Raw genomic sequence first — 18,848 nt, 5'->3', positions numbered from 1 at the left:
TCATCCGAGGGCGGTGGCGGCCGCGGACAGGCGGCCGGCGGTGAGGACGTCGGTGAAGTAGCCGGGGACGGTGACGGAGCCGACGACCAGGGCGCGGTCGAGGAGGGTGTTGCCGGTCTGGCAGCTCGTCTCGGGCAGCAGGGTGCAGGCATGGCAGGCGGCCCGGTTGAGGTTTCCGAAGCCCTGGCCGGTGTGTTCGGCACACAGCGGGTCGGCGGAACACCAGGCGGCCGCTTCCAGCATGCGGACGAGTGTCTCCGCGAAGTGGGGTGCCTCGCCCTGCCGGACCAGGCCGCCGAGGGTGCCTTCGGCGTCACCGGCCGCCGTGTAGATGAGCAGTCCGCGCTGGCCGTACTCGGCTCGGCCGTAGACGCGTTCGCGGAGGCTCGCAGTGGTGTAGCCGGAGTCGAAAGAGAGCTGGCGGATGAGCAGGTGGGCGAGAGTGTGCAGGAGGACGAAGCGGGGGGAGAGCTCGCTGCCGGCTGTCTCGGCGAGCTGTTCCTTGCGGAACGACGCCTCGAGGTCGGTGCGGACGCCGCCGACGTGGCGCAGGACGCGGGGGTCGCTCTCCCAGTCGGTCAGGCGCTGTTCGTCGAGAGTGAGGACGATGCCCTCGCCGTAGACCTCGGTGGCGGGCAGCCAGCGCAGGCGTCCGCTGGTGTCGGCGGGTACGAGGGTTCCGCCCGGCGAGTGTCTGCGGAATCCGGTCAGTGCGCGCACCTCGCGCAGGCGGTCGGCGAGGACGACGCCGTCGATGTGCGCGTCCAAGGTGGCCCAGGGTTCCTCCGTATCACCGGCCAGGCCGAGCCCGCTCCGGCGGATCGCGAACTCTGGTGTCGGTTCGGGATGTTGCGTGGCTTCGAAGGCGTACCACTCGTCGCGGCTCAGGTCGATACCCTCGCCCGCAGGGCGGCTCGCGGACGGGGGCGCGGGGGCGCCCGTGGCCTCGGCGAGCAGCTGGTCGATGAGGGCGTCGGAGGCCTCGGTGTCCTCCTGGACCATGCCGCGGAAGGTGTCGGCCCGGGGTGTGCCGAGGGCGCCGAGCAGCAGGTCCCAGTAGTCGTGGGCCAGGACGGCCTCGGTCGCGTCCTGCTGGGCCTTCGGCGGTTCGGTGGTCTGGGGGATGTCGAGGGCGGAGTGAACCAGCGGGTAGTAGACGTTGCCGGCGGTGCGCTGCACGTAGTGGACCTGCTGGCCACAGGTCGGCTTCTCATTCGGGTACTGCCAGGGGTTGCGGCCCGAGCAACTTCCACCCTGAGGACCGAGGAGGTCGAGGAGGTCGCGTTCGGCGCCGCACGGCTTGCCGCTCTCCCTGGTGGCGCCGCAGCGCACCGAGAGGGCTTCGAGTCCGGAGGCGCGGTCGGCGACGCGGAAGCTCAGGCGGTGGGCCTTCCACGTCTGCTTCGACTCGGAGCAGGCATCGCGCAGTTCGTGCGTGAGCTTGGAGTGGGCCCAGTACCACCAGTCGATGTCGTCGAGGTGGCCGTCGGCGCAGATGCGGACGAAGCGCATCGGGGTGAGGCGGGGCGCCGCGGAGCAGGAGGTGCAGACGGGCGGCTCGCCGGGCTTCTCGTGCTCGCGCAGGAAGCGGACCATGGCCCGGCAGGAGCCGCAGAACAGCCAGCCGGGGAAGCGTACATGCGGGACGCCGGGGCGGTCGAGCTGGTCGTAGCGGTCGTTGAGGGTGTGCGGGGCGGCGAAGAAACCGGTGACGCCGAGCCGGGCGGCGAGCCGTTCTGAGACGACGGGGGTCTTGGAGTGCGGCCAGGTCTCGATGCCGGCGGCGACGAAGGACTCGCCCTGGATGTCGAGGACGGCACCGACGCCGAACGGTAGTACGGTCTGCGCCTGGCGGACCCGGAGTTTGCGCTTCACTTTCCTGCTCCCGTCACGGTGATCTGGCACTCGCGGTCCACGCTGCGCATGGAGTTGAGGGTCTCCCACAGGCCGTAGCGCTGCTCGAAGCTCTTGAGCAGGTTGTGCTGACCGTTGCCCTGGCTGCGGTAGTAGAGGTCCTTGCCCTCGGCCGCGGCGGCGGTGGCCTGCTGGTACCAGTCGTCGAGGAGGTAGCCCAGCTCCTGGCGGACGTCGGCCCGTACGGCGTCGCCGTCGGCGCCCGTGGTGCCGCCTTCGGCGATGGCGGCACGCTCGGCGAGGGCGTCGGCGATGTGTTCCGCCTCGCCCTTGTGACGGGCGATCAGGCCGGCCTGGTTCTCGGCGGCCAGGCCGAGCCGGTGGCGGACGAGGATGACGAGCGCGGCGTGCAGGGCGCGGCGGCGGGCGGGCAGCGACCAGGGGGTGATGCTGGCGGGTTCGACGTAGCGGTAGAGGGCCCGGTGGTAGTCGATGAAGGTCTCGTAGTGGGAACGGTCGCGCGGGCGGGTGGCGTTGAAGTAGGTGACGACGAGTCCGGGTACGTGGTGGCGGCCGACGCGGCTGGTGGCCTGGATGTACTCGGCGGTGGTCTTGGGCTGGCCCTGCATGAGCATGTAGGCGAGCCGCTTCACGTCGACGCCGACGGAGAGCATGTTGGTGCAGGGCAGGAACGCCACCGACCGCGGGTCCTTCCAGGGCCGCTCCAGGCGGTCGAGGAGGATGGGCTGCTCAGCACGCCTGAGGTTGCTGGTCAGTTCCTGTACGTCGTCGTTGCCGAGCGTGCGGACGCCGGCGCCCTCGTCGAGGCCGCGCAGCTGGGCGGGGATGTCGTCGCCCGCGGCGGTGACGGTACGGCCGAGTTCCCGCAGGCTGTGGTGGTAGGCGACGAGCGTCCAGTAGTCGTCGCGGTGTTCCTCGGGGAGCTGGTGGACGCCCTGGAGCATGGCCGCCGTGGTGGCGACGGCGCCGCGGCCGGCCGTGTGGCCCTGGGCCATGACGCCGAGGTAGAGGCGGCCGGGGCGGCCGTTGTCGGGGACGGCGAAGAAGCTGTCGCGGGCGTCGAGTCCGGACGGCGGGAAGAGCTGGACGTCCTGGTGGTGCAGGGCGCGGACCTGTTCGGCGGAGCGCCGAATGGTGGCGGTGGCGGCGACGACCTTGGGCGGGCGGCCGTCGGCGCCGGTGCACAGTTCGAGGATGGCCGCCTCGTAGAGGCCGACCGTGGTGCCGAGCGGTCCGGTGAGCAGGTGCAGCTCGTCCTGGATGATCAGGGACGGGGGCGGGTTGCCGGTGCCCGCGCCGAAGATGCGCCCGGACTCAGGTTCCCAGGCGAGCCGGGCGAACTTGTCGACGGTGCCGAGGACGAAGGTGGGCGGGTTGCGGTAGAGGTGCTGGTCGACGACGGCGACGGGCAGGACCTCGTGGAAGGCGCACTCGTCACGGGTGCAGTTGAAGGCGAAGTCGGAGGAGCCCGCGCGGACGCCGTAGTCGGCGCGGACGCTGGAGTGAGCCTGCGGCAGGATGCGGGTGCCGCACCAGGGACAGCGGTCGAGGATGAAGACGTCCTCGGGGTGGCTGGCCCGGCGCTGCTCCTCGAAGGTGTCCTTGGCCGCTTGGTAGGTGTTGGGGGTGGTGGTGTCGCCGACCCACAGTCCGATGGTGATCGGTTCGTCGCCGAGACCGAGTCCGGGTTCGCTGCGGCGCAGGTGTTCCAGGGCGCAGACCGTGGTGGCGGCGCGCTGGAACTGCTGGGTGGTGAGCAGGCTGAGGGTGTAGCGGCTGAGCACGGTGGTTCCGCCGCCTTCGCCGCGGATCCGGCGCAGGGCGATGGTGAAGGCGGCCAGGAGCAGGTAGGCCTCGGTCTTGCCGCCGCCGGTGGGAAACCAGATCAGGTCGGTGGTCTCGCGGTCGCGGTGGCCGGGGTCGGCGACGCCGTCGAGGGCGAGGAGGAAGAAGGCGAGCTGGAAGGGGCGCCAGCCGGCCTCGGGGTCGACCGGCGGGTCGATGGCGACGGGGTCGGAGCGGTGGCGCCGCTGACCTGCCTGGTCGGAGGCGGAGTGCCGCATCTGCAGCAGCATGGCGCGCTGGGCGATGCGGAAGGCGGCGAGCAGTTCGGGGCGAGCCGGGTCGCACAGGGTGCGTACGCCCGCTTCGATACGGGTGACGGCCTGGCGGATGCGGTCGAGGATCCGGTCCGCGGCTTCCCGGCCCCAGACCGGGACCTGGACGGAGCGCTGGGCGACGTACCAGGCGTGGTACGAGGCGGCGAACTCAGCGAGATCCTCGCGGAGTTGGCTGGCGCTGACGGCCGGATCGGCGAGGTGGGAGAGGGTGAGCGCGGGGGCGTCGAGGGGACCGCCGGCCCGGACGGCGGGCACCTCGGCGCGCGGCAGGGCCTCACTGGCTAGGAGTTCTACGGTGCCTTCCGGGCCGCGCTCCTCGCGGACGGCGCAGCCGTGGCCGACGGCGTGGGTGACGACATGCCGGTACTGCAGGCGCAGTTCGCGCTCCTCGGGGTCGCGGCTGGCGAGCCGGACGCTGGGGTACGGCAGGACGGCGCCGTCGACGGGGCGGACGGTGAGCCGGCACTGGAACAGCATGTCGTCCCAGCTGGGGGCCTTGTCGGAGGAGCCGTCGTGACGGCGCTCGTTCACCAGGCCCACGGTGACCAGCGTGCCGTCGCCGTAGGAGCGGCGCCGCACGATGATCTTCGCGTGCTTGTCGAAGACGTGCTCTTCCTGCCGGGCGGCGTCGAAGGTGAGCTTCTCGGGGGTGAGGGGGTGCCGGTGCCAGCGCCGGCCACGCCCGGACTCGTTCTTCACTGTCTCGTAGCGGGCGGCGGTGCAGCTCACCTCGATGTCGGTGGCGGTGGTGTAGAAGCTGAGGCCGAGGGACGCGGGCAGCCAGGTGTTGGTCTCCGGTACCGGGTCGGCGGCCGGCGACACGTCGGGGGCGTCCGGCTCGGCCCCGACAGCCTCGGGGTCGTCGCCCCCGAGGGTGAGCTGCCGCTGGAGGTCGGCCTGTTGCGGGTAGAGCGTGCCCATGAGGTACTGCCGGTCCGGTGGCGCATCCAGTACCTCGTCGTCACCGCCGGCGGGGCCGACGAGCTGGCGGGTGAGGTAGTCGACGAGCTCTTGGCGGGGGTCCATGCGCGGGTCCTTGGAATGAGAGGTCAAAGGGTTGAAAGGCCGCGGGTCTACTGGGTGCGGGGCTTGCGTACGAGCCCCGCCCGGATCAGCTGCTCGATGAAGACCGGCTTGGTCTTCGCCTCGATCTGCCGGATACGTTCACGGGTGAGCTTGAAGACCACGCCGAGCGCGTCCAGCGTGTCCGGTTCGTCGCCGTCAAGGCCCATACGCCGTGTGAGGATGTGGGCCTCACGTTCCGGAAAGCCCGCAAGGAGATCCATGACGCGTTCCTCGAATTCCTTGCGCAGGAGCTCGCGGCAGGGATCGGGCAGTCGGCTCGGCCCGATGATCAAGTCGCCGAGCGCGGCGTCGTCGCTGATGATCCGGTCCAGGGAGTCGGTGATCCGGCTGATCTGTCGCACCTTCTCCACTTCCGCGAAGGTGAGGCCCGTCGCGTAGGCCACGTTGTCGATGGTCCTGGCGCGTCCCTCGCTCAGGAGCTTGCGCTCGGCCACGGCCACCTTGCTGACCGTCTCATGCAAGTGCACGGGCAACCGGATCAGCGTTCCCTCGTCGGCGATGGCCCGGGTGATGGCCTGTCTGATCCACCAAGTCGCGTAGGTCGAAAGCTTGTAGCCCCTGGTGGCGTCGAACTTGCGCACCGCGCGCATCAGTCCGATGTTTCCGTGCTGGACCAGGTCCTCAATGTCGAGTCCGCGTCCCTGGTAGCCCAGCGCGATCTTCCACACGAGCCGCAGATTGTGCAGGACGAGACAGTCGAAGGCACGCCTTTGCTCGCTTCCCTCTTCGAGCGCTGCGATCTCCTCCTCCGGCACGTCACGGCCGAGGGGGCCGGTACCGCCGCGCAGGAGAGCGGCGAGACCCACCTCTTCTTCGGCCTTCAGCAACACCTTGGCCAGATCCCGGCGCCACCGGTCCGCTTCCAGTACGGCCCGGGCGGCGCGGACGGCCTCGGCCAGCCGCGCGTCCGTGCCGAGATCGGCTGCTCGGCGACGCGTCTTCCCGGTAGCCGGCTTCTCGCCAGCGCCGCCCGGCGCCGAAATCGGTGCGGGCACCGCCGGGCAGGAGTCACGCCGCTCCACCGTCTCGGCCGACCCGCGGACCGGGAGGGGGCGCGTGATGGGGAACTCCGCCTTCAGCTCGCGCACTTCGGCGGTCTCCAGCCCGTGGAGCCGTGCGACGCCGTCGTGGGCGAGCTTGCTGACGGTACCGCCCGTGTCGGCGTAACGGGCCAGCATCTGCCGGGCCTGAGCCAGGCGCCGGGCCGCCGCGCTCGCGCCCTCGCCAGGTCCGGCCTGGGCGGCCCACGGGCTGCCGTTCGCACTTCTGGCACCGGTGAATCCAGGAGCAGACGTGAAGTCGGGATGTGCGGTGGACATCCGAGTGTCCAACGAAGAGACCGGAGTCCGAGGCGGATTCGGCAGAGCTCCAGCCGCCTTCGGCTTGACCGCGTTCCGCACCTCGAACTCGGCGGGAGCCGGGCGACGCGGCTCCAGGACTCCCCTGCGGGTGGGCCTCACATGAATACCCATGGCGCCAAGCCCGTCGCGGAGCCGCCGCTGCTGTTCATGGCTCGCGAGTCCGAGCCGTTCCGCCTCCAGGGCGAAGGCCCGCTGGCTGACGACTCCGGCCCGGGAAGCGCAGCGCTTGAGTCTTTCGATGACGGCCGGCAGCTCCGCCTCGATCATGCGCCGACTGGGTTCCGTCATCGGCTCCCTGCTCATACCGCCCCCCAACTCCAGCAGCCGAAGCGCCGGTTCTGTCCGAACGGGACCACGTCGACAAGTCCAGACTCTAGAGTCATCCTGTTTACATCGTCAACAGACTCTCGAAGATAAACTCCACCTCGACCCACACAGGAGACACATCCAGCGGCACTGGCGGTTGCATCCCGGACGGCCGTCCGTGTCGATCGGTGGTCATATCGCGCACATGTGCGAGTGATTGGCGACTGTCGGAGATCTGCGGTGATCACCTATCGATTGACAGTGTCAACACGTAAGCTGTCGATGCCCGTGCAGTCTCGCCCTCGGAAGGGTCACCATGTCGCAGCCCGACCGCCTTCCCGGCTCCCCCGACTTTCGCATCAAGCTGCTCAAGGGGGACGGCGAAGCGCACGGACACCTGCTCACGGAGTTCGGCGGCAACGGCACGAACCAGTTCCTCCTGAAGGAGGGCTCCGTCGTGGCCGCCGAGGCATGGCCGGGACTCGGCGAGCACTCTCGGCGACGCCGTGCGGAACTGCGTGCGGGCGGGGCCCTGGTCGACGCCCCCTCGGATCCCGGGCGGCCCGGGACTGCGCCACATTGGGTCACCACCCGCGACATCACGTGCAACTCCTCCTCGGCAGCCGCCGCGCTGGTGTACGGCTACGACGCGTCCGGTCCGGAGTCCTGGCGCACCGCCGAAGGCCATCCGCTCGCCGACTACCAGTCCACCGCCTGGCGGGCTCCGCGCAAGGCGTGGCTCGTGCGCGGTTCGAACGTCTCCGGCCACAACCTCGTCCGGCGGCTGTGGCTGGAGGAGGGGATCATCTCGCTCGCGGGCGCGCATCTGCCGCCCGTGGAGGAGAAGGACCCGACGAAGAGCACGCTGCGCCGGTTCGTGGAGGAGGGATACGAAGGCGCGGCCTCGTACAGTCAAAAGCGGGGCCTCGTGGACGAGTTGCATGCGTTCCTTACGCAGATGCGGCTCGGCGACACGGTGGCAACCATCGGCGACGGGCGGCTGCACGTGGGGAGGATCACCGGAGACGCCGTACAGGCCGGGTCGCCGGGCAGCCTGTCCAATCTGCGCAGATCCGTCGCCTGGCTGCCGGACAGCCACCCTTACGAGGAACTGCCGGAGGAGGTGCAGCAGAAGCTGTCCGTCCAGCACGACGTGGTCGACCTGACCAGCGTCCTGGATTCGCTCGACGGGCTCGCCGCGGGCACCGGACGAACGGCCCCCGAGCCCCCCGATGGCGTCGTCGGCCTTTCCGACGCGGACCGTCCGGTGCAGCGGGAGCTGTCGCTGCCGGATGTCACCGAGGCCTTCGCCGCCGACCTTCTCGTACACGACCGCGCCTGGCTGGACGAGATCCGCGAACTCCTCCTGGACGAACGGCAACTGGTGTTGTACGGCCCGCCCGGCACAGGTAAGACCTACGTGGCGATGAAGCTTGCCGAGTACTTCGGGGGCGGTCCGGAGCAGGTGAAGATCGTCCAGTTCCACCCTTCCTATGCCTACGAGGACTTCTTCGAGGGGTTCCGTCCCGTGGAGGACCCCGAGTCGCGAGAGGTGGCATTCCGGCTTACGGCAGGCCCCTTGCGGGAGCTCGCCGATCTCGCCTCACGGGAAGGCAACCGTCACATCCCGCACTTCCTGATCATCGACGAGATCAACCGCGCCAATCTGGCGAAGGTCTTCGGCGAGCTGTACTTCCTCCTGGAGTACCGCACGAAATCCGTGCGACTCACCTATTCCGGGGACGACTTCGCACTACCGCCGAACCTTTTCGTGATCGGCACGATGAACACCGCCGACCGGTCGATCGCGCTGGTGGACGCGGCCATGCGGCGTCGCTTCGCGTTCGTGGAGCTGTCCCCGCGCACCGAGCCGACCGCCGGGCTCCTGGTGCGCTGGCTGAAGCGGGAGGGCTGGGACCTGGAGCCCGCACGCCTCCTTGACGCCCTCAACAGTCGCATCGACGAAAGTGACTTCGCCATCGGTCCCTCGTATCTGATGAAGCCGGGCGTGTACCGCGACGGCGGGCTGGAGAGGACCTGGCGGACGAAGATCCTGCCCCTGCTCGAGGAGTACCACTACGGCGACGGCCTGGACGTCGCCGCCCGCTACGGCCTCGACGCGCTGCGCGAGCAGCACGGTCCGGCATGAGCGCGCCTGCGGATGCCGGCGCGGCGCACTCCCCGTCCCCCGTCCAGGACAGGCAGGCCGCGACCGAGGTGCTGCTGCGCGAGTACGGGCCGGCCGTATCGGTCGCCGTCAGCGCAGCGGCCGGGCGGGCTCTGGCCGCCTCCGGCATTCTGCAGAGCGCCACACCCGACCCCGTGCGGAGCGGACACTGGCTGCTGCGAGCGGGAAGCCGGGTCGGTGCCGTACGCACGCCCGACGGCACCGTCGTACGGATCATGCCCAAGACTCCCGTGAGCCGGCTGTTCTTCCTTCTCGGCTTCAGCCTCGACCCGGCGCGCGCCTGGCGTGACGACCGGGAGGGCACCGTCGATACCGGCGCCTACGACGACATCGTCCCGGCGCTGGCCCACGCCGTGGAACGGCAGATCGACGTCGCGCTGCGGCAAGGGGTTCTCCAGGGATACCGCATGGTGGAGGAGTCCGCGCTCGTCGTACGCGGACGGCTGCGAGAGGCCGACCAGATCCGGCGGCACTTCGGCCGGACGCCGCCCGTGGAGATCGCCTACGACGCGTACACCGCCGACACCGCCGAGAACCGCATCCTGCGCGCGGCCACCGAGTGGTTGCTGCGCCTGCCGGGCGTCCCCGGACCTGTCCGGCGGCGCCTGGCCCGGCAGCGTTCGCGTCTCGCCGACGCACTGCCACTCATACAGGGGCAGGAACTGCCGCCCTGGCAGCCGTCCCGCCTCAACTCCCGCTACCAGCCGGCGCTGCGGCTCGCCGAGGCGGTGCTGCGCGGCACCTCCCCGGAGCACCGGCCCCCCGGGGCGCAACCTCTCACCGTCGACGGCTTCCTGCTCGACATGAACAAGCTGTTCGAGGACTTCGTCACCGTCGGCCTGCGGGAGGCCTTGCGGGAGCACGGGCTGACCGCGCGGCTGCAGGACCCCCACCATCTCGACGTCGCCCGCCGGGTACGGATACGCCCGGACCTCGTCGTCCGCACCAACGACGGCCGGACGCCGCTCTCGGTCGTCGACGCCAAGTACAAGATCGAGAAGGCCGACGGGCTCCTCAACGCGGACCTCTACCAGGTGCTCGCATACGCCACCGCGCTCGGTCTGCGCGAGGCACATCTGGTGTACGCGGCAGGACGGCAGCCCAGACGCGTCCATGAGATTCACGGAACGGCGACAGGGACGGACGGGCGCGGCATCCGGCTGTACCAGCACAGCCTCGACCTCTCCCGTGAACCCGGACAGCTACTGGCGACTCTGCGCGAGATCGCCGGACAGCTGACCGGACCCGGCCCGGCTCAGTGACCACGGAAGACCACGAGGAAGCCATCGCTCACCCGCATGTCTCCTCGCGGAATCGGACCGGTGCCGGCACAGCGGCCCGGTCAGGAAGAAAGGAAAGACTCCATGCCCCGGCTCGCCTTTGCCCAGAGTTTCTGGGACGGCTACGACACCCTGGAGAAGCCGGTACGTGCCGGAGTGCGCAAGGCCATGGCGAAGTTCCAGGCCTTGACCGTCGCCGAGCTCAACTCGGACAAGGGACTGCACCTGGAGTCCGTCGGTAACGCCCGTGACCAACGGATGCGCACCATCCGGATCACGGATTTCTGGCGGGGCGTCGTCCTCGCCCCCGACGACGGCAGCGACATGTTCCTGCTGGTCAACGTGTTGCCGCACGATGATGCCTACACATGGGCGGCAAAGCGCCTGTACAGCGCCAACACCGCGACCCGCGCGCTGGAGGTGCGCAACGCCGTCGCCCTGGACGAACTGACACCGCTGTACGAGACGGCCGCGCGCACGGCATCCCGGCTGCTGTTCGCGGCGTACTCCGACGGCACGCTGCGCGAACTCGGCATCGATGAACAGGTGTTGCGCGCCGCGCGCTCCTTCGTGGACAAGGCCCAACTGGAGGCGTTCGCCACACTCCTGCCCGAAGACCAGCTGGAGGTACTGCAGTTCCTCGCCGAAGGATTCAAGCCTGACGAGGTGTACCGGGACGTGGTCGCCGTCCGCCGTCCCGTCGACGCTCCGGCCGAACCTGTCGAGGACCTGGCCACGGTGATCGCCAACACTTCTGGGCGCATCCGTCTGGTGACCGGTCCCAGGGAGCTTGAGGAGGCGCTGGAGAAGCCGTTCGCGGCCTGGCGGGTCTTCCTCCACCCCTCGCAGCGACGCGTCGCCTACCGCACCTCGTACAGGGGTCCGGTCCAGGTCACGGGCGGGCCCGGGACAGGGAAGACGGTGGCTGCCCTGCACCGGGTCAAGCACCTGCTGGGCCGCTCGGCGGACGGTCGCGTTCTGCTGACCACGTACACGAACGCGCTCGCCGCCGGACTGCGTGAGATGCTCGGCCTGCTCCTCGCCGAGGACAAGGATCTGCTGGACCGGGTCGACGTGACGACCGTCGACGCGTTCGCGAACAGCATCGTGCGCGCGCAGTCGGGGACCGTGCCCAAGCCGGTCGGAGACCGGGAACAGCGGCAGCTGTGGGAAAAGGTGATCAAGCAGCTCGATCTGCCGTTCACCGCCCAGTTCCTCGCTCAGGAGTACCGGCACGTCGTCCTCGGCCAGGATCTGCACGATCTCGACGCCTACCTCGGCGCGAGCCGCCGTGGCCGGGGCACCGGTCTCGGTGCCGCCCGCCGCCAGCTGCTGTGGGGCGGTGTCGAGCGGTTCGAGCAGCTGTTGTGCGACCGCGGCGAGACCACCCACCAGCGCGTGTGTGGACGGGCCGCCGATCTCCTCGCCGCCGGACCGGCCCCGTACGCCCACATCGTCGTCGACGAGGCGCAGGACCTGCATCCCGCCCAGTGGCGAGTGTTGCGTGCCGCTGTCTCCCCCGGGCCCGACGACCTGTTCGTCACCGGAGACCCGCATCAGCGGATCTACGACTCCAGGGTGTCCCTGGGCTCCCTGGGTATCGCCACCACCGGCAGGAGTTTCCGTCTGCATGTCAACTACCGCTCGACCGAGGAGATCCTCGCCTGGTCGGCACGGCTGCTCGCGCCTGTCACGATCGATGCCTTGGAGGGCGAGGGAACGGATTCACTGGCCGGGTACCGCTCTCTGCTCCATGGAAGCCGCCCTCAGACGCAAGGGTTCACCACCCGGCAAGAGGAGACCGCAGCGCTGGTCGACCGGGTCCGTGAGCTGCTCGCCGATGGACTCGCACCGCACGAGATCGGCGTGTGCGCGCGCTTCAACCTCTCTCTCGACGCCGCCGAGGAGAAACTGAAGGCCGCCGGCATTCCGGTGCTACGGGTCAAGGGGCAGACCGAGCAGGAGCGCGAAGGCGTGCGCTTGGCAACAATGCATGCGATGAAGGGGCTGGAGTTCCGGGCCGTGTCCGTGCTGGGCGTCGCGGAGGGCGCTGTCCCGTTCGCCCGTGAGATCACCGCACGTGAAGCCGACCCGCTGCAGCACGACGCCGACCTGCTCCGAGAGCGTTGTCTTCTCTTCGTCGCCTGTACCCGCGCTCGTGAGGCGCTGAGTGTGACATGGAGCGGAACCGCGAGCCCGTTCCTGCCCGGCATGGCCTGAATCACAGTGCGGAGCGGGCACGTGCGGAGCCCCGCCGAGTGTCCCCCGCACCGTCCTCAGTCCTCCGGCGCCAGGGCACCGGAGGCCAGGCCGTCACGGGCGACCTCAGCGAGTCGCCGGCTCAGTTCGTCCATCTTCCGCATCGCCTCTTCGAACGCTGTCAACGCCCGGAAGGCGGAGCCATATCGGCGCTGCTCCTCAATGCCCATGCGCGGAATTCGTGATCCCTTGCCGTCTGCGCGGAAGGTCCCGCTGGCACTCGTGGACCGGCGGACGTTGGCGGAACTGCGCAAGAACCCCTGCAGGTAGTCCGTGTCGAGCTGCTCGCTGTTCGACACGGGTTCCTGACTGTCGTAGGCGACGAGTCCAGCCCGGGCGAGTTCAGCAACACTGGTGGTGGCTCCGTCCAGTGCCCCCGGCCCGTCCCCTGCCCCAAGTTCGGGCAAAAGAAGGGCGAATCGGCGGATCTCTTCCTGCAATTCAGCGCGCAGCATCGTGTATTCCCCCGAATAGTCACGATGTGAGGCCCGCAGATGGCTGCCAGGAGTCAGGTCGACAGTATCGTCGAGGAGATCGATCGGCTGTACATCGGTAACCTGGTCGGGCCGTGGTTCCAGATCGTCGTCCGGACTGTTGGCAGTCAAGTCGACCATGCGCACGGCGTGGTGCGCACCCGCGCCTGCCCCGTCCTCAGGACGCCGCAGCAGCCATAGGTGGACGGGCAGGGCGTGAGACGTCGCCGTCCCAGGCGGCAGGGCTACGATCTGCCGCACGATGCCCCGGCGCACCAGCTCTGCCCGGATACGGCGCCCCGCCTTGCGATACGCGACCGAGGCGGGCATGACCAAGAGAACCCAACCGCCAGGCTTGGTGTGGGCATAAGCGTGCTGGAGCCACGCCAGCTCCCCTTCGGCCTTGGACGGGGTACCGAGTTCCCATCGAGAGTCAAGCAGCAGCTCACCCCGTCCCCACTCGGTCACACCAGCTGGTGGGTCGCAAACGACCAGGTCGGCTTTCAGATCCGGCCATTCATCAGAACGGAGGGAATCACCCGCTGTGATGCGCACATTCGACCTCCCTGTGAGGCTGGCACGAAGTTGCGCGAAGCGAGCACTGTCCGCGTCCATCTCTTGACCACGGCATTGCATGGCCGGTCCCGGTGCGACGGAAAGAAGCAGCACCCCGATTCCGCAGGCTGGATCGAAGACGGTGGCGTCGGCCGGTAGCTCGGGAACGAAGCGGCACACGGCACGCACCACGCGCTCCGAAGTCACTTGGTCCGATCCCGCACGTCTGGCGGAGTCCATGAATCTTTCAGTGAGGCCACTCACAAGGCCGACGGGCGCCTCGGTCCGGATCAGCGCGTCCACCCGCGCGGCGATATCGTCCGGCAGCTTCACCTCACGTCCCGCTGCGAGCATGCCGGCCACCGCTGCCAGGCCCGTGATCATCTGATCCCCGTACGCGGCCCGCAAGGCCTGCCACAGCTCGACCTCAGGAGACACCTCGTGACTCTTGCGCTGTCGGTCCAGCCACTCCTGCACATCACCGAGGGAGTAGAGCGGGCTGCTCGCCCCGCCGCCGGCGGGGGCGGGAAAGTCGCCGTAGCGCCGACGCCAATTAGAGACAGCGGCCCGAGTCACTCCGGCCAGCCGAGCGATCTCAGCACCCGTGACAAGGGGGCCGACCGGTGAAGCGGCATTCTCTGTCATGGGTCCAGCGTACACGGGCCGCCCTCGAACCCTGGGGAGGTAAGCGCGTTGACAACGTACACGAATTCTTCACTTTAGGCATGGGTCTCATTCCAAGAAAAGGCCCCGCTCAGGCCGCCCGAAAAAGCGCCGGGACGATCACCGCCCCCCTGCTCGGCGCGAGCGCCTGAACGCAGACGCCCCCTTTGAACTGCACTGGACGGCCCGTACGCCGTGATGGCCTGCCCGCGGCGGTCGGGCCGGCCACTCCGTCCGGTACGGCTGCCACGGCGGAACCTGCAGGTCGCGCCCGATCCGACCGGTCACTTCGCGCCGTGCGCCCTTCATCGTCGACGCCGACGATCCGACGGACACTCCTGGGACTCCTCTGGCTTCCGGCCACGCCAACGGGCATGACCGCGGAACAGCCGAAAGATCATCTACACAGGTCGGCGCCCCGCAGCCGCACATCACGGCAAGCCACGGGGCTGTCTGGTCTCTTCCGCGACATCTGACCGGCACAGTGTCGTGCCCCTTGGGGGCAACGGGCACGACACCTCCGCAGGCCGGCCGACCTGCGGACCGCGTGCCGCCTCGTGTGCGTGGCCCCCGGCCCCGCCGGCGCCGAGCTGGTGCGGATCACCGGGACACGCCGGGCGGCTCACTGCGCGTGAAGCGCACCCCTGCTGCCGTCCACGGGCACCGTTCCGGGGAGCTCGATGAGTTCGGGCTTGAACAGGGGTGGCGCGCCCATCGCAGGTTCCCAGGTCGCGACCTTCTCGTCCTGGGGGACCTCGATCCGCCTGCCCTTGGCGAGGTCGGCGACCACCTTCAGCAGCAACCGCACGCCGAGCGGGGCCAGATGCTCGCGCCACAGGCTCTGCGCGGTCGAGCCGGGGGGCACGAACAGGTGCTCCTGGGCGGCGAGCGGACCGCCGTCGGTGCGCTCCGTGAGGTGGTAGACGCTTCCGCCCGTCACCTTGTCACCGTCGCGGATCGTCCATCGGATCGCGTCCCGGCCCCGGTGCAACGGCAACAGGCTGGGGTGGTAGCCGATGGTGGCGACGGCCGCCCTGGCACGCGTCCGGCGGCCGAGGAAGGCGTGCGAATGCGCGGCGACGATGACGTCCACCCCGTCCGGGACATGCGCCGCGCGCAGTTCGGCCGAGTCCGTCCAGGGGATGTTCCTGGGATACGCCCAGGCGCGCAGGCGATCCCAGGACAGCGCGTTGCTCTCGTCGGAATGTCCATGGCGCAGCCGGGGGGCGGCTATTCCTACGATCTTGTGTCCTTCGTCCAGCAGAGCCTCCGCGACCTGCACCGCGAACGCCCCTCGTCCTGAAATGTAGATGTTCATCACTCGCGCTTCCTGCGGTCGCCGGTCGGGTGTCTGTTCAGTGCGTGTGGGAGCGCTCCACCAAGGCGTGGGGCCCGTCGCAAGCGGCTCCGGTGCCGCGCACCAGCGCACGGCGGTCAGGTCATCGGTGTCTCACCACCGCCGTGAAGTCGCTCGACATGGTCGAGGGCGCCGTCACGGTCCGGGCAGGAGTGGACGACCCGCCAGCCCTTCGGTACGTCCAGGTACGGCCGCCACAGCGCGTACTGCCCGCCGGCGTTCGCCACGACCAGCCACTCGGCGTCGCCCCCGACGAAGGGGTTACCGCTCATAGGTCGACCTCTTTCAGTCCGCGGTGATCGGGCCGGAACCGCACCGGCAGCGTGGAGAAGCCGGTCAGGAAGTTGGACCGGATGGGCAGCGCCTCGCCGGCCTGCTCGAATCCGGTGGTGAAGTCCCGTAGGGCGAGGAGCAGTTCGGAGATCTCCACTTTGGCGAGGTACGAGCCGACGCAGAAGTGCGGGCCGTAGCCGAAGGCCATGTGTTTGTTGGGAGTGCGGGCGAGGTCGAACTCCCCGGGCTTCTCGAAGACCCGTTCGTCGCGGTTGCCGGAGGCGTGCCAGAGCGTGACGATCTCGTCCGGGCGCAGCCGTTCACCGTGCAGTTCGGTCTCGCGGACGACGGTGCGCCCGAAGTGCATCGTGGGTGACGCCCAGCGCAGCACCTCGTCCACGGCGGTCTCGACGGCGACCTCACCGTGCTTGAACCGCAGCCACTGCTCGGGGTGGGCCGCGAGCGTGCGGACGCAGTCGATCATCGTGAGCCGGCTGGTCTCGTCGCCGCCGATGATCAGGCTGTAGCAGTTGAGCACGACGTCGTCGTCGGACAGTGGCACACCGTCGACGGAGCTGCCGACGAGCATGCTGATCACGTCCTGGCCCGGGGACTCACGCCGCTCCTCGACGATGTCCGCGAAGTACATCAGGATCTCGTTGCGGGCCATCTCGGAGTCGACGTCGTCGATGTCCTCGTCGTCGGTCGACAGCGCCGTCTTGGTCAGGGTGAGAAGGAAGTCCCGGTCCTGCTCGGGCACGCCGAGCAGGTTCGAGATCGTGGTCATCGGGATCCGGCCGGCGATCTGCTCGGCGAAGTCGCAGCCGCCGGACTCGGCCGCCTCCCGGATCAGCTGCCGGGTGTTGACCCGCACCGCCCGCGCGACCTCGTCGAGGACCCGCGGCGAGAGCACCCGTTGGAGGATCTTGCGCAGCTCATGGTGCCGGTGCCCGTCGGTGACGGCCAGCATCCGGCCGGCACCGGCGTCACCGCCGCCCAGGAGGGTGACGAGCACGTTGCCGTGCTCGGACGTGAAGTTCACGTCGTCCCGGTAGGTGGCCATGATGTCGTCGTAACGGGAGAGCACCCAAAATCCCCGGCGGCCGTCGGCCGGAGGGTTCCAGGACACCGGGGCGGTGTCCCGCAGGGTGCGCCAGAACTCGTCGAGGTCGTGGTCCGCGAAGGTGTCCGGATCGCCCAGGTCCACGGTGCCCGGTGCCCACGTGCTCACGGTCACCAGTCCGTACGCCAGAACCGGCGCGGCCGGAACGGGTACGCGGGCAGCGGCACGCGGTGGCTGGCCTCCCCGGCGTGCAGGGCGGCGAAGTCCACCTGTTGGCCGCCGACCCAGGCGGCGGCCAGGTCGGACAGCGCCTGTGCGTCCGTCCCGGACCGCACGATCCCGTTGTCGTTGCGGGGAAAGGAGTCGACAGCCACCCGCGGCGCGGTCGCGGTCTCGACGGCCATGCCTGCCGGGGAGTCCGCGGAGAGCGCCGCGATCAGCTCCGCACGGCTGCGGACCACGGCCGCCCACCGGCGGGCCATCACCTTGCGGCCCATGTTGAGGCTGAAGCAGACGTCGTCCAGGCGCAGGCCGGGGTCGGCCTCCAGCCAGTCCTTCAGCCTCGCGCGCTGACGGGCCAGCGCTTCGTCGTCCAGGGCGGACAGCGTGGCCAGGCGCGGCCTGCCGTCGGCCTCGGGGGCACGTCCGGCGGCCGTCGGCGGCTCTTCCAGCACCAGGTGCGCGTTGTAGCCACCACCGCCGAGCGAGGTGATGCCCGCACGCCGGATCCCGGACTCCGGTTCCCAGTCGGCCGTCTCCAGCTGCGGCACGAACGGGGTGCTGGGGAGGTCGAGGTCCTGGTTGACCTCCGTCAGGTTGATCGTCGCGGGCAGCTTCCTGTGGTACAGGGCCATCACGGCCTTCATCGCACCGAAGCCGCCCGACACCACGCCGCCGTGGCCCACGTTGCCCTTGACCCCGCCGATCGAGGTGGTGCCGGTCTGCTTGCCGAACGCCATGTTCGCCGCGTGCACCTCGAGTTCGTCGGTCATCGGCAACCCGAGACCGTTGGCCTCGTACATGGACACGGTGTCCGGGGTGACGCCACCGACCTCCATGGCGTTGGCGATGCACGCGCTCAGCCGCTCCGGCTGTGCCAGACCGTAGGCCACCGCGCTGACACCGTTGTTGTTGACGGCCGAACCCTTGACCACGGCGTAGACGTGGTCGCGGTCGGCGACGGCCTGTGCCAGCGGCTTGAGCAGTACCGTGACGACACCGCTGGACAGCGCGGTGCCGGTGCCGTTGGCGTCGAAGGGACGGCAGTGACCGTCCTTCGACAGGACGCGGTTCTCCTCCCACAGGTGACCTCGGGGGTGCGGCAGACGGACCATGGCGCCGCCGGCGATCGCCATGTCGGTCTGGCCGAGCAGCAGCGACTGGCAGGCCAGGTGCACCGCGTAGTGGAAGCCGGCGCAGACAGCGGCGACGGTGACGGCCTCGCCGGTCAGCCCCATGTAGTACAGGGCGTTGGAGGTCATGGTGTCCGGCGACCACGCCAGACTGGCCTCGATCGCCTCGGGGCCGACCGAGACCCGGTCCGGCGGGGAGCTGTAGAGCGCGGCGGTCTGCGGGTTGTTGGCGCCGTAGATGCCCACCTCGCCCCTGATCCGGTCCGGGTCGTAGGAGCCGTCCTCGAGCGTCTCCCACGCGCTCTCCAGGAACAGCCGGTTCTCCGGTGTCATCGCGACCGCCATCCGGTCGCTGATGCCGAACACCGACGGGTCGAACTTGTCGTAGGTGTCGAGCACTCCGCAGGCCCGCACGTAGAACGGGCTGTGGATCAGGGTCTCGTCCACGTGGATGTCGTCCTTGGCGAGGAACGACACGGACTCCCTGCCGTGCACGAGGTTGTCCCAGAACTGTTCCTTGGTGGGGGCTCCGGGTGCCCGGAGGGACATGCCGATGACGGCCACATCACCCGGGTCGTGGTCCTGCTCGGGGCTTTCGGTCATGGGACGGCTCCTGCTTCGGGTCGAGTCGAAAGGC

Annotated in this window: 11 protein-coding genes; 3 read left to right on the top strand and 8 right to left on the bottom strand. The window is 69.6% G+C overall.

Annotation, left to right across the window (positions count from 1 at the left end; all coding sequences use genetic code 11):
• The 3 genes from OIB37_RS28160 to OIB37_RS28150 are packed head-to-tail and all read right to left on the bottom strand — an operon-like array spanning window position 1 to window position 6,730.
• Entirely contained in the window at window positions 1-1,875 is a 1,875-nt protein-coding gene (locus OIB37_RS28160; RefSeq protein ID WP_330460410.1) for a DUF1998 domain-containing protein, read from the bottom strand.
• Window positions 1,872-5,021, bottom strand: coding sequence for a helicase-related protein (locus tag OIB37_RS28155; RefSeq protein ID WP_330460409.1), 3,150 nt, complete (start codon window positions 5,019-5,021; stop codon window positions 1,872-1,874). The genes OIB37_RS28160 and OIB37_RS28155 overlap by 4 nt, the downstream gene beginning before the upstream one ends.
• A gap of 47 nt (window positions 5,022-5,068) precedes the next feature.
• On the bottom strand, window positions 5,069-6,730 hold the full coding sequence (locus OIB37_RS28150) for a sigma-70 family RNA polymerase sigma factor (RefSeq protein WP_330460408.1): 1,662 nt from the start codon (window positions 6,728-6,730) through the stop codon (window positions 5,069-5,071).
• A gap of 334 nt (window positions 6,731-7,064) precedes the next feature.
• Here OIB37_RS28150 and OIB37_RS28145 point away from each other — a divergent pair, with 334 nt between their 5' ends.
• From OIB37_RS28145 to OIB37_RS28135, 3 genes are all read left to right on the top strand, one after another.
• Entirely contained in the window at window positions 7,065-8,897 is a 1,833-nt protein-coding gene (locus tag OIB37_RS28145; RefSeq protein WP_330460407.1) for a DUF4357 domain-containing protein, read from the top strand.
• The gene (locus OIB37_RS28140) at window positions 8,894-10,198 is read left to right on the top strand and encodes an McrC family protein (RefSeq protein WP_330460406.1); all 1,305 of its coding nucleotides are present in this window, start codon (window positions 8,894-8,896) and stop codon (window positions 10,196-10,198) included. Before OIB37_RS28145 ends, OIB37_RS28140 begins: the two co-directional genes overlap by 4 nt.
• Window positions 10,199-10,300: 102 nt before the next feature.
• Window positions 10,301-12,436: a UvrD-helicase domain-containing protein gene (locus OIB37_RS28135; RefSeq protein ID WP_330460405.1), complete on the top strand. Its 2,136-nt coding sequence runs from the start codon at window positions 10,301-10,303 to the stop codon at window positions 12,434-12,436.
• A gap of 56 nt (window positions 12,437-12,492) precedes the next feature.
• Here OIB37_RS28135 and OIB37_RS28130 read toward each other — a convergent pair whose 3' ends face one another.
• From OIB37_RS28130 to OIB37_RS28110, 5 genes are all read right to left on the bottom strand, one after another.
• Entirely contained in the window at window positions 12,493-14,148 is a 1,656-nt protein-coding gene (locus tag OIB37_RS28130; protein ID WP_330460404.1) for an N-6 DNA methylase, read from the bottom strand.
• A gap of 640 nt (window positions 14,149-14,788) precedes the next feature.
• Window positions 14,789-15,484 carry a formyltransferase family protein gene (locus OIB37_RS28125; RefSeq protein WP_330460403.1) on the bottom strand — a complete coding sequence of 232 codons (696 nt, stop codon included), beginning with the start codon at window positions 15,482-15,484 and terminating at the stop codon, window positions 14,789-14,791.
• A 116-nt stretch (window positions 15,485-15,600) separates the two neighbouring features.
• On the bottom strand, window positions 15,601-15,795 hold the full coding sequence (locus OIB37_RS28120) for an MbtH family NRPS accessory protein (RefSeq protein ID WP_330460402.1): 195 nt from the start codon (window positions 15,793-15,795) through the stop codon (window positions 15,601-15,603).
• Window positions 15,792-17,033 carry a cytochrome P450 gene (locus OIB37_RS28115; protein WP_330460401.1) on the bottom strand — a complete coding sequence of 414 codons (1,242 nt, stop codon included), beginning with the start codon at window positions 17,031-17,033 and terminating at the stop codon, window positions 15,792-15,794. Before OIB37_RS28115 ends, OIB37_RS28120 begins: the two co-directional genes overlap by 4 nt.
• The gene (locus tag OIB37_RS28110) at window positions 17,030-18,814 is read right to left on the bottom strand and encodes a type I polyketide synthase (RefSeq protein ID WP_330460400.1); all 1,785 of its coding nucleotides are present in this window, start codon (window positions 18,812-18,814) and stop codon (window positions 17,030-17,032) included. Before OIB37_RS28110 ends, OIB37_RS28115 begins: the two co-directional genes overlap by 4 nt.
• Window positions 18,815-18,848: the final 34 nt, after the last annotated feature.

It is taken from the genome of Streptomyces sp. NBC_00820, assembly GCF_036347055.1.
GTDB lineage: Bacteria > Actinomycetota > Actinomycetes > Streptomycetales > Streptomycetaceae > Streptomyces.
Note: the sequence above shows the minus strand (reverse complement) of the source record. Positions and strands in the feature narration are given on the sequence as shown.

Bases quoted from the DNA above. Each gene is read 5' to 3' on its own strand.
- OIB37_RS28155 (WP_330460409.1), bottom strand. From the start codon at position 5,021: ATGGACCCCCGCCAAGAGCTCGTCGACTACCTCACCCGCCAGCTCGTC.
- OIB37_RS28150 (WP_330460408.1), bottom strand. From the start codon at position 6,730: ATGACGGAACCCAGTCGGCGCATGATCGAGGCGGAGCTGCCGGCCGTC.
- OIB37_RS28145 (WP_330460407.1), top strand. From the start codon at position 7,065: ATGTCGCAGCCCGACCGCCTTCCCGGCTCCCCCGACTTTCGCATCAAG.
- OIB37_RS28140 (WP_330460406.1), top strand. From the start codon at position 8,894: ATGAGCGCGCCTGCGGATGCCGGCGCGGCGCACTCCCCGTCCCCCGTC.
- OIB37_RS28135 (WP_330460405.1), top strand. From the start codon at position 10,301: ATGCCCCGGCTCGCCTTTGCCCAGAGTTTCTGGGACGGCTACGACACC.
- OIB37_RS28130 (WP_330460404.1), bottom strand. From the start codon at position 14,148: ATGACAGAGAATGCCGCTTCACCGGTCGGCCCCCTTGTCACGGGTGCT.
- OIB37_RS28125 (WP_330460403.1), bottom strand. From the start codon at position 15,484: ATGAACATCTACATTTCAGGACGAGGGGCGTTCGCGGTGCAGGTCGCG.
- OIB37_RS28120 (WP_330460402.1), bottom strand. From the start codon at position 15,795: ATGAGCGGTAACCCCTTCGTCGGGGGCGACGCCGAGTGGCTGGTCGTG.
- OIB37_RS28110 (WP_330460400.1), bottom strand. From the start codon at position 18,814: ATGACCGAAAGCCCCGAGCAGGACCACGACCCGGGTGATGTGGCCGTC.